Raw genomic sequence first — 10,559 nt, forward strand, 5'->3', positions numbered from 1 at the left:
ATTACTTGGCAATCTGCCTGGAGTTATGAAAGTTACGAGCCATAATACAAAAGGTTCTTGACTCATAACTCCTAAATTCTATTTCAATATGCTTTTCTTTTTGCTGATTAGCTAGCTGAGTCTATTTTAATTGTGCCGATCGCGGCGTAGAAATAATATCAAAGGGAATTATTCGATGACATCACCAATTGTCAGGAGAAGTAGTAATCAATCTGGTCAGTCAAAAGAACCGGAGAGAGCCAGTTCGATGTTGCTAGCAAGTAGGCGTTTTGCTGCTTGGGCGGCTGAAATCACACTAGTAGTTGCCACTGGGTTGATTCCCTTCGGCATTGGTGTATATGCCAATTCGAGAAGCGATTTGAACCGAGTACCGCTTAACCCCGTGCTGGTAGTTACAGAAAGAGCGATCGCTAGACCCCTAGCTCTACCTGTGAGCTATGGCATCCGTAACGTGGCATGGCCGACTAATATTTTGTGGACAATCGCCCTATTAGCGCCTGTAACCCTTTCGTGGTGGGAATTGTATTTACTAGCTAAAACTGGTAGAACAATTCCGAAACGTTGGTTCAAAGTGCGGGTTGTGAACGAGCAAGGGAAGCCGCCCGGATTGGGGGCAGTTGTCATTAGAGAAGGAGTTGGACGTTGGACTGTACCCATTTCCATCGCCTATCTGCTGTGGCGCTACAGCTTTGCTTTCCCGAATTTGGGATTATTCACGTTTTTGTCTTTATTAATGATTGTGGGTGAAGGCATCGGCTTACCGTCACGTCGCGGTCGTCGCGCCCTACACGATCAACTTGCAGGTACTTATACCATAGATGCAACTCGCCCCTTACCCTCCTCACTCTTAGCTAATAACAGACAAACTCAATCTGCTGACGGGAATGATGAAGCAGAAAGGCAAGAGGGAGAAGAATTAGCGGCAGATGAAACCAACTATTCACCCAACCTGTGGCGGCGGATACAGCAAAATCCTAACCTGACTTTGTTTGGGGTAGGGCTTACGAGTATGACTGCTGTGTTGGCAACTTTAATCGGTACTCAAGTTTATATCCAAATTCAACAATCCCAACGAGCAACTAAGCAAATTAATAGCCAACAGTTCCTCGAACTTGTGAAACAATTAACTCCCAACTCTGGGGCGACTAATGAGCAACGCCAAAGTGCAATTTTGGCTATGGGTGGTCTTAACGATCCACAATCTATTAAATATCTGGCGGATTTATTGGTTAGCGAAACCAACCCCAGCCTTCTGGATACGATTCAACAAGCTTTGACAACTGTCGGCCCCCAAGCTATCCCCGAATTAAAAAATAAGAATCAGTTTTTGGTTAGCGAACTGGAATCTGTAGGCAGCGCTGCAACCCAAGAACGGGATTTACGGCAAGGGCGGTTACAAAGAAACCAGAGAACGATCAACAAAATTCTCTCTGTGTATAGCGGAAAAATGGAGGGCGTTGACCTTAGTAGTACCCAATTAGGTCAAAGCGGTACTTCAGGAAGTTCATTCTTCAACTTGGTACTAGACAACCTTGATTTATCAGGAGTTAAGTTTAAATCTGCAAATCTTAACCAAGCTAGCTTTAAGGGTAGCCGCTTTCGGAGTGCGGGTGAAGATGGACGTTGGGATACCTACGACGATGTAATGGCTGATTTAAGCCAAGCTCAGTTGCAGCAAGCTAATCTGACTGATGCTAATCTTAGTCGTGTCTTGATGAACCGGATCGATTTGAGCCGTGCCACTCTTAACAGAGCCAACTTATCCAACGCACGTTTATATGACGCAAAACTCAACAGCACCCAACTAGTAGGAGCCGATCTGCGAAACGCAGTTTTGGAGAGAGCCAGCTTAACTGGGGCTGATTTAGGCGATGCTAAATTGAACGAAGCTAATCTGTACGCGGCCCGTTTAGGTCGCGTCACTGCTATCGGAACACAATTATCTTTTGCCAACTTAACTAATACTGATTGGCAAGGGGCAGATTTATCAGGAGCTTATTTGGATCGTGCCAATATCAGCAATGCTAATCTGAGCGCCACTCGTCTTGCTGGTGCTGTTTTGCGTTCTGCCCAGATGGAAAACGTTAACTTACAAAATGCTGACCTGAGTCTTGCAGATTTACGGGGAGCAAATGTAGCAGGAGCAGATTTTAAGGGAGCAATTCTCGCTCCTAGCAAAGAAGATCCAGCAGATCAATTTGTCAAAACCCCAGATTTAGGCTCAGTATCTGCTGTAGTCCAAGGGGTTGATTTTTCTAAAGCTAAAAATTTAGATCCCAAGCAATTAGCCTACATTTGTACTCAAGGGGGCATTCATCCTCGTTGCCCGTAGAATGGAGGGGAGCAGGGAGCAGGGAGCAGGGGAGCAGGGGGCAGGGAGCAGGGGAGGCAGGGGAGGATGAGGGAGACAAGGCAAATAACCAATGCCCAATGCCCAATGCCCAATGCCCAATGCCCAATGCCCAATGCCCAATGCCCAATGCCCAATGACCAATGACAAATGACAAATGACAAATGACTAATTGGTGTGAGGAGTCGATTATGAAGTATATTCCATATTTTGTTTCAGTTTTGGGGGCTAGCTTGGTTTTGAGTCTGACGACTACTAAACCAGCACAAGCTCAAGTAGCGTATGGCAGTTATATAGGTATAGGCCCCACTGTTGGTTTTACTGATGGTATCCAATTTGGGGGAGTAATAGCTGGGCGCTACAAGCTTTTAGAAGCACCCCTTTCACTCCGTGCCCAAGTTTTAATAGGTAGTAATACAGCAGTTGTGCCAACGGTTTCTTACGATATTCCTCTTAACTGGCAAGCTGATGCATACCTGGGTGCTGGGTTAGTATTGGCTGGTGGTGGTGGATCTTCTCCTGTGGGCGACAAAATCAGTTTTGCTTTACAACCGGGTATTGATTATATGATTCCGAATAGCAATACTGTCCTTTTTGGTAATGCCATCATCGCTTTTGATGCCTACCGTGATAGCGGTGGTACAGCTATCTCTGTACAAGGTGGTGTTGGTTTTAGATTTTAATGGGCAAATCAAAACCCTGCTGCGATCGCTATCCATAAGAAGCGTTAAACTTCATTGCAAATTAAGAAGTTAGTCCAAGCAACATGATAATTTTTTGTCATGAAGAGAGACAGAATAGGATTAACACAGGAGAACACAGTGGCAATGGAATCAAATTTATTAACAGATGCGGGCGCAGATGAAGTGAATCAAGATTTCAGTGAATATGTCGCCAACCTGCAACTTCACATGACTCTGCAAGCTCGCAATCTTGTTCCATCCCTGAAACAAACAATGGTAGATAGTCGCCAGCAATTACTCCATCAAACTCAAGCTCACTTTGAAAAGCTAGTTTCTCGACAAGGGCTGTAAATATATACAAATTTTAATCAAAATTCCAATAAGATAAAGGCAGATGTTGTTGGGTTAATGCCAATGGTATGCTCACAACGTCTGCTTTTTCTGCTTTTTTAAGTATTGAGTGACTAAAATCACCCTTTTGGCGCAATAGTAAAGGGCAAAAAGCAGTTAATATTATTGCAGCAGTTCCTTTGAAGAGCAGTTAGTTAAGGCTAAATAGCGGCTCGAATAAAAATGACTTCATTACTTCCCAGAAACCTCAGCGTTGTTATTCGACCAGTCCAATACCGGGATCTGGACGGAATTGAGCGCATAACTCAAGAGTCATTCGCAGCCCTTACTCCCCAGGGAGCAGGTTTTGCCATCAGTCAGATGCAAAGGCTGCGTCGCTGGTATGGATTACTCAAGTTTTTGAGTTGGTTCCCTAACCCGCTTCAGTATCGCCTCTGTGCTTATGTTGCAGAGCAAGGGCGGATGCTTCTAGGAATGATTCAAGTATCACCCTTTAACCGGACACGCAGCACTTGGCGCATCGATCAAGTGTTGTTAGAGCGTGGTATCGATAAACAAGGAACTGGTTCGCAACTTTTGCGCCATTGCTTTGAATCGATTTTGGAAGCTCGCACTTGGCTACTAGAAGTTAACATCAACGATATTGAAGCGCTGGCATTATATCGACAAAATGGGTTCCAACGTCTGGCAGAAATGACATACTGGGAAATAGGGCCAGAATTACTGGCTGAATTGGCACAAGCAGAGCCAGATTTACCCAACCTTTTGCCAGTGAGTAATGCTGATGCCCAGTTGCTATATCAACTAGACACAGCATCTATGCCACCTCTGGTACGTCAGGTTTTTGACAGAAATACCCGCGACTTTAAAACCAGTTTGTTTGGCGCTTTAACTGATGCTGTGAAGCAATGGCTAACGAAAACAGAAGTAGTCAGTGGTTACGTATTTGAACCACAACGCAAAGCTGCGATCGGCTATTTTCAAGTACAACTTGACCGAAAGGGCGAAGTTCCCCACGTGGCAACGTTAACGGTTCATCCTGCTTACACTTGGCTGTATCCAGAATTGTTATCTCAACTAGCTCGGATTGCTCAAGATTTTCCCCAGCAAGGGCTACAATTAGCTTCCTCTGACTATCAGGCAGAGCGAGAAGAGTATTTGGAACGAATTGGGGCAAAACGGATAGAACATACATTAGTAATGTCTCGCTCTGTGTGGCACAAGCTACGGGAGTCTAAATTTGTCTCCCTAGAAGGTATTCAGTGGACTGATATGCTGCAAGGTTTACAACCAGCACGTAAACCTATACCAGGTGGAATGTCATGGATACAACCAGGAAAGTTGCCATCCTCAGATAAACCACTGCCAATCAAGTCAGAACCGATTAACTTTCCAGTAAAAAACCCTAGTATAGAAGCATCACCGATTACTGAATCAGCAGATGCAGAGCAGGAGAATTAGTGATATCCCAGGAGCAGCCAAAACCGTTTATTTCAGCGTTGGGACTAGATTTTGGTCGCAAGCGAATTGGTGTGGCTGGGTGCGATCGCACGGGTTTAATTGCTACTGGGATAACCACAATTGAGCGCACATCTTTTGAGCAGGATGTGGAGCAAATCCGGCAAATAGTTAATGAACGCGAGGTGCAAATCCTAGTTATGGGCTTACCTTATTCAATGGATGGCTCAATAGGATTTCAGGCGCGTCAAGTTCAAAAATTTACTACAAAACTTACTAAAGCGTTGAAACTGCCTGTGGAATATGTGGATGAGCGATTAACTTCATTTCAAGCAGAGCAACTGCTGATAGCTGAGAACCGCTCCCCATCACGCCATAAAGGTTTGATTGACCGTAAAGCAGCCGCTCTAATCTTGCAGCAATGGCTGGATGTTAAGCGTGCTAGTTCCCGTAGTTCAGTTGCGGCTATTGAATATTGATACCTTTTAACATGATATTCTGAAAACGATTAGCCAGCAGTTGTATCTACGTGTCAAGCTATTTCATTGACATAATATGTCATTAAAATAGTTAAGCGATTTCCAAACTTGCTGATATTTATTAAATTTTTACCTTTCGGCTATGTTTTCCCCTCCATTTCCTGAAGAAAATGATAACGCTCATACCAGTTCCATCACTTTAACCGATGACAAAGGGCGATCGCTCGAATGTTATGTAGAGCATTCCCTTGAGGTAGATGGACAAGAATACGTTTTACTTCTTCCTGTAGACTCACCTGTAGAGATTTTTTCTTGGGAAGGTGACGATGAGGAAGAAGAAGCAGTTCTGGTAGAAGACGACAATATCATTGAGCAAATTTTTGCCACTGCTCAAGCTGTATTATCTGAGCAGAATCTAGTGTTGAAAAATACAGCTTATGCTTTGACGGTTGCAGGTGATTTACCGCCAGTCGAAGAATCAGAACTATTTACCTTAGAAATTGAAGACGAAGAAGCAGATTTAGATCCAGAGCAATTGCAGTTACTTGCTAGCTTCTATGATGAAGATCAGGAGTATGCAATTTATACACCCCTCGATCCTCTGTTGTTTTTTGCACGGATAGCAAAAACAGGTGAACCGGAATTACTTTCTCCAGAAGAGTTTCGTCAAGTGCAACCTCTGTTAGAAGAACATCTTTTTAATGAAGTAGAATAAAATTTAAAATTCAAAATGAAAATATTACATTTTGAATTTTGAATTTTCATTTTAATCAAAAACTACTTAAACCTTTTACCATATCCCGTTAAGGAATAAGTATTAAACAACATACAATTTATGTCCCTGGCTTACCTCACCCTCAATCCCTCTCCTTATAAAGAAGAGAGAAGTTAGATAGAGGATGAAGTTTTACATTTTATTTAATCGACGTTCCTAAATGTGGAAGCAATGAAACATTGATACAAAATTGGGATAGTTTTTGTTGTTTAAGATTCCAAAAAAAGCATAGATTTTGTAGTGTTGACTGCGATTATCCGACTCAAGGCTACTGCTCAAAAGCAGTAATTGTTACTATCTTCAAATTGAGCATTAGCCTTTGAAAATAATGTCGTATAGTGACAGCAGAATCTCCACCACAATCAGAATCACCACATACCACTCTACTCGCTGGCTACTGCTATGTTGCATAAACTCTAGCACTGTTTGGGCAGTTTGGGTAATTAGCTCTAGTTTGCGCTCCAAAGCATTGTGACGCTCACGGATTTCGTATTCATCTTCCAAGCGGAGATATAAGTTTTCTAACTGTGGAGATTCCCAGAGCAATTCTGGCTTATCAATAATCTCTACCCGACCAACAATTTTATGTTGAACTAACAGCGTAGTCCCAAGTTGACGCAGTAATTCCCGACTCTGCTTTCTTCCTCTGTTTTCACGCTGGAGACTAGCTGCAAATGGTTCTATTTGATCAAATACAGTTGCTAAACTAGTTTCATAATGAGACAACACAACACTTTTAGCAAGGATATCAGCCACTATTTGCAAGCGTTCTACACTAAATTCATGCAACAAAATTTTTCCTTCCTTAACTCTCTCACTCTCTGCAATGTTGAGATGAATTTCCACCTCTTCTGTTTCCGGCTTGGCAAAAGAGTCACTAACTTGAGAGGATAGTTTGGTCAAGAAGTCTACTTTTTGTGCAGGCTGAAGATTAAACAGGACAACTGCACCATAATCCAGCAGTACTGCACAGCCGTGTTCACCGACTGTAACCATTACTGGCATAGTCGCCAAGCAAATATAATTCTCCAAAGTCTTTAAATTAATATCTTCACCAAGAAATAGAGCCTGCGCTCTAAATCTATCTCTGTCATTAAAAAGGAGTTTTTGCATTGTCGCCCTATGCTATATTCTATCTGCTGATCTCCGAGAGTAGCGATAGCAACCAATGCCTGTTATCGGAGATCAATACAATCTCAGCTTACCAATAAACCTATTCAGCACTGCCGAAGGTGCGCTTGTATTTTGACTATCTGCTGGTAAAGAATATTTTTCCAACAATTGTGTAAAGCAAATCCCTAATCAAAGTAGAAACTTGAAATTTTGACAATATTGGTGAATGAATTTATAATCACTAGCAAATATAGCAATAGCTAAGGTGGTTAGGAGATCAACAGATAATGAAACTTAGACGCAAAAAGACTTCTCACCCAGTCCCCAGTCCCTTGCTATATATAATTTAATCTTTTGCCTAAATACTAACATATTTTTAGCTATTATAAGAGATTTTTCTAATATTAAATGTTTTTATTTCTCTGTTTACAACACAAAAAATCTCAAGCGTCATAAAATTAATAACATATTGAGATTTTACGGCAATATTGACATTATAAATGTTTAAAATACAGGAAGTAACTTAAATTAGTGAAATTTATGATCCGGTAGAAGAAGGGATTTTTGTAAGTTTTTTAAATTATCAGAAATCGATACATTTATTGATTTGAATAATTATTACATCCAATAGATAGATAAACTTTAGGTATTTTATCTCAAAATGTTCAGGGAGATATTCCAGAATCGAGTTCGACTAACTAAACTATATTGGGTTATGCTCATTTTTTGAGCTATTTAAATTTGACTGCTGACTATGGCCTGGAACAACCTTTTACAGCCTGACTTGATTTTAGAAGGTTCAGTGTTGAATCTAACACCAGATATTATCCAAAAATACGGGCTTAAAGGGCTGGTATTGGATGTAGACGAAACCTTAGTACCCTTTACAGTAGGGATGGCTTCCCCAGAACTACGAGAGTGGGTGGAGCAAATTCGCACCTGTACTGCATTGTGTTTGGTGAGTAACAATCTAAGTGAAGCGCGAATTGGTGGAATTGCGCGATCGCTCAACCTACCCTACTATTTAGGTGCAGCCAAGCCTTCCCGACGTAAAATTAGAGCCGCAGTCAGGACAATGGATCTGCCGATGCATCAAGTGGGGATGGTAGGCGATCGCTTATTTACCGATGTCATCGCAGGTAATCGCTTGGGGATGTTTACCATTTTAGTTGAACCAATTGTCCATGCAGACGCAGCCCTGCGCTCTCATCCCGTCCGCAACTTTGAAGTTTGGATATCTGAAATCTTAGGAGCCTCTATTACCCCCAAGAAAAGTAAGATTCACAAAAGTTAAGAAATCGTCAGGAAAGTAAATCTAAAGAAATGGTTAAGGAATCTTACTGGAAGCCAAAAATCGGGGATCATAAGTATTAATAACATGGGGTCAGCCAAAAAAGACCCTAACTCATACTAAGTAAATATACTTCCGTAAAGCGTCAACCTTCACTATAGAGGGATTGGCGCTTTACAATTTCTTTAGTCATTTGTCATTTGTCCGTTGTCATTTGTCAGTTACTAATGACCAATGACTAATGACCGATGACCAATGACCAATGACCAATGACCAATGACTAAAACAATTGTTGTCAAAATCGGTACTTCTAGCCTAACTCAACCAGAAACGGGACAATTAGCACTTTCTACTATCGCTACTTTGGCGGAGACACTTTGCCATTTGAGAAGCCAGGGACACCGGGTAATTTTGGTTTCTTCTGGTGCTGTGGGCGTGGGTTGTGCGCGGTTGGGCTTAACTGAACGTCCTAAAGCGATCGCACTAAAACAAGCTGTAGCCGCAGTTGGACAAGGTAGGTTAATACGTATATATGATGATTTATTTACTACATTGCAACAAGCGATCGCTCAAGTATTATTGACACGCAGCGACTTGGTACAGCGCAGCCGCTATCTCAATGCCTACAATACTTTTCAGGAATTACTAGGGCTGGGAGTGATCCCCATAGTCAATGAAAATGATACTGTAGCAATAGACGAACTAAAATTTGGTGATAATGATACCCTTTCGGCATTAGTTGCCAGCTTAGTAGAAGCAGATTGGCTATTTTTGCTTACCGATGTCGATCGCCTGTACTCAGCCGATCCCCGTTCAGTGCCAGATGCGCGACCGATCGCTTTAGTTAGTAGCATTAAAGAATTAGCTCAATTACAAATAGGTTCCCAAGGTTCTCAGTGGGGGACTGGCGGGATGCTGACGAAAATTTCGGCTGCGAGAATTGCGATCGCTGCGGGAGTGCGGACTGTAATTACTCAAGGGCGATTTCCTCGAAATATAGAAAAAATTATTCAAGGTGAACTTATTGGGACGCATTTTGAACCGCAACCTGAACCAACTTCGGCGCGTAAACGTTGGATAGCTTACGGACTTTTACCTGCGGGTAAATTGTATTTAGATGAAGGTGCGATCGCGGCAATTTCTCTAGGGGGAAAATCGTTATTAGCTGCTGGAATTAAAGCAGTAGAAGGAGAATTTGACACACAAGATGCTGTGCAATTGTGTGACAGCAACGGTAACGAAATTGCTAGAGGACTTGTAAATTACAACAGCAACGATCTGCAAAAGATTCGTGGCTCTCATTCACGAGAGATTCCGATAATTTTAGGCTATGCCGGTGTAGAAACAGTGATTCATCGGGATAATTTGGTTTTGACTTAAGATGTAAATAGGATAAATTTCGTGACTACTCTATTCAGCAGTAGTTGCGCCGACTGCCATTACTGGAGACCATTCACTGACGCGGTTGTTGTCTAAGACGGCTCGCACTCGATAACCAAGCTGAATTTTGTGCATTAACAAGATTAATTCACGGTTGAGTAATCCTTGTGATTTTTGGTTTTCATTAGATGCGGCTTGTATACGAAAACAGCGATCGCTTTGACGCTTCAACTTTGGAGATTTCCCTTCCATCAGTACCGTTTGCAGTTCGTATTCTTTAGCTTCAGGATATGGTTCCCAGCAAAGTTGCCAGTAAGTTGACCAGCGAATTAAGTCTGATGGTAATTCCTCGACCTCATCCGACAATGTAGAAACAAGTCCGGTAACTGGAAGTTGTACCACCTGAAGCTGATTGGAGGTGATATCAGTATTTACGGAGTCTATATATCCAGGTTGCCCAACCTTTTGTGCGGCTAAAGATGAACTGTAATCAACACTTAGTATTAGTCCGAATATCAAAGTGAACAGCAGAATTAATCGTAGGCATTGTAATTGCACTAACGACAAGATTTTCAGATTCATAATTATGCAAAATTGATTGGCTTATACCAATTCTGTATGAAGATGCGCCAAACTACGTCAAACTTATAGATGGGTGCATTTAGTAATTTTGTTATGA

10 protein-coding genes are annotated in these 10,559 nt (G+C 42.0%); 8 read left to right on the forward strand and 2 right to left on the reverse strand.

Annotated features, from left to right (window positions below; genetic code table 11):
• The first annotated feature begins 175 nt into the window (after nt 1-175).
• From RMZ41_RS26070 to RMZ41_RS26095, 6 genes are all read left to right on the forward strand, one after another.
• Nucleotides 176-2,332 carry a pentapeptide repeat-containing protein gene (locus tag RMZ41_RS26070; RefSeq protein WP_322639953.1) on the forward strand — a complete coding sequence of 719 codons (2,157 nt, stop codon included), beginning with the start codon at nt 176-178 and terminating at the stop codon, nt 2,330-2,332.
• Nucleotides 2,333-2,541: 209 nt separating this feature from the next.
• Nucleotides 2,542-3,033, forward strand: coding sequence for a hypothetical protein (locus tag RMZ41_RS26075; RefSeq protein ID WP_322639963.1), 492 nt, complete (start codon nt 2,542-2,544; stop codon nt 3,031-3,033).
• A 144-nt stretch (nt 3,034-3,177) separates the two neighbouring features.
• Nucleotides 3,178-3,384, forward strand: coding sequence for a hypothetical protein (locus RMZ41_RS26080; protein WP_322639954.1), 207 nt, complete (start codon nt 3,178-3,180; stop codon nt 3,382-3,384).
• 222 nt (nt 3,385-3,606) lie between these two features.
• Nucleotides 3,607-4,845 (forward strand): GNAT family N-acetyltransferase, encoded by a 1,239-nt coding sequence (locus RMZ41_RS26085; RefSeq protein ID WP_322639955.1) that lies wholly within the window; start codon nt 3,607-3,609, stop codon nt 4,843-4,845.
• Nucleotides 4,845-5,321: a Holliday junction resolvase RuvX gene (gene ruvX / locus RMZ41_RS26090; RefSeq protein ID WP_322639956.1), complete on the forward strand. Its 477-nt coding sequence runs from the start codon at nt 4,845-4,847 to the stop codon at nt 5,319-5,321. The genes RMZ41_RS26085 and ruvX overlap by 1 nt, the downstream gene beginning before the upstream one ends.
• A gap of 142 nt (nt 5,322-5,463) precedes the next feature.
• On the forward strand, nt 5,464-6,036 hold the full coding sequence (locus RMZ41_RS26095) for a DUF3727 domain-containing protein (RefSeq protein WP_322639957.1): 573 nt from the start codon (nt 5,464-5,466) through the stop codon (nt 6,034-6,036).
• A gap of 372 nt (nt 6,037-6,408) precedes the next feature.
• On the opposite strand, the gene RMZ41_RS26100 is transcribed toward RMZ41_RS26095, so the two are convergent.
• A complete protein-coding gene (locus tag RMZ41_RS26100) occupies nt 6,409-7,209 on the reverse strand; it encodes an RMD1 family protein (protein WP_322639958.1) in 801 nt (266 codons plus the stop codon).
• A 754-nt stretch (nt 7,210-7,963) separates the two neighbouring features.
• Here RMZ41_RS26100 and RMZ41_RS26105 point away from each other — a divergent pair.
• Nucleotides 7,964-8,503: a YqeG family HAD IIIA-type phosphatase gene (locus RMZ41_RS26105; protein ID WP_322639959.1), complete on the forward strand. Its 540-nt coding sequence runs from the start codon at nt 7,964-7,966 to the stop codon at nt 8,501-8,503.
• Nucleotides 8,504-8,776: 273 nt separating this feature from the next.
• Complete coding sequence (gene proB, locus RMZ41_RS26110) at nt 8,777-9,880, forward strand: glutamate 5-kinase (RefSeq protein WP_322639960.1); 1,104 nt, start codon at nt 8,777-8,779, stop codon at nt 9,878-9,880.
• A gap of 30 nt (nt 9,881-9,910) precedes the next feature.
• On the opposite strand, the gene RMZ41_RS26115 is transcribed toward proB, so the two are convergent.
• The gene (locus RMZ41_RS26115) at nt 9,911-10,462 is read right to left on the reverse strand and encodes a hypothetical protein (protein WP_322639961.1); all 552 of its coding nucleotides are present in this window, start codon (nt 10,460-10,462) and stop codon (nt 9,911-9,913) included.
• Between the last annotated feature and the right edge of the window lie 97 nt (nt 10,463-10,559).

This window comes from Nostoc sp. DedVER02, assembly GCF_034530675.2.
GTDB lineage: Bacteria > Cyanobacteriota > Cyanobacteriia > Cyanobacteriales > Nostocaceae > Nostoc.

Bases quoted from the DNA above. Each gene is read 5' to 3' on its own strand.
- RMZ41_RS26070 (WP_322639953.1), top strand. From the start codon at position 176: ATGACATCACCAATTGTCAGGAGAAGTAGTAATCAATCTGGTCAGTCA.
- RMZ41_RS26075 (WP_322639963.1), top strand. From the start codon at position 2,542: ATGAAGTATATTCCATATTTTGTTTCAGTTTTGGGGGCTAGCTTGGTT.
- RMZ41_RS26080 (WP_322639954.1), top strand. From the start codon at position 3,178: ATGGAATCAAATTTATTAACAGATGCGGGCGCAGATGAAGTGAATCAA.
- RMZ41_RS26085 (WP_322639955.1), top strand. From the start codon at position 3,607: ATGACTTCATTACTTCCCAGAAACCTCAGCGTTGTTATTCGACCAGTC.
- RMZ41_RS26095 (WP_322639957.1), top strand. From the start codon at position 5,464: ATGTTTTCCCCTCCATTTCCTGAAGAAAATGATAACGCTCATACCAGT.
- RMZ41_RS26100 (WP_322639958.1), bottom strand. From the start codon at position 7,209: ATGCAAAAACTCCTTTTTAATGACAGAGATAGATTTAGAGCGCAGGCT.
- RMZ41_RS26105 (WP_322639959.1), top strand. From the start codon at position 7,964: ATGGCCTGGAACAACCTTTTACAGCCTGACTTGATTTTAGAAGGTTCA.
- proB (WP_322639960.1), top strand. From the start codon at position 8,777: ATGACTAAAACAATTGTTGTCAAAATCGGTACTTCTAGCCTAACTCAA.
- RMZ41_RS26115 (WP_322639961.1), bottom strand. From the start codon at position 10,462: ATGAATCTGAAAATCTTGTCGTTAGTGCAATTACAATGCCTACGATTA.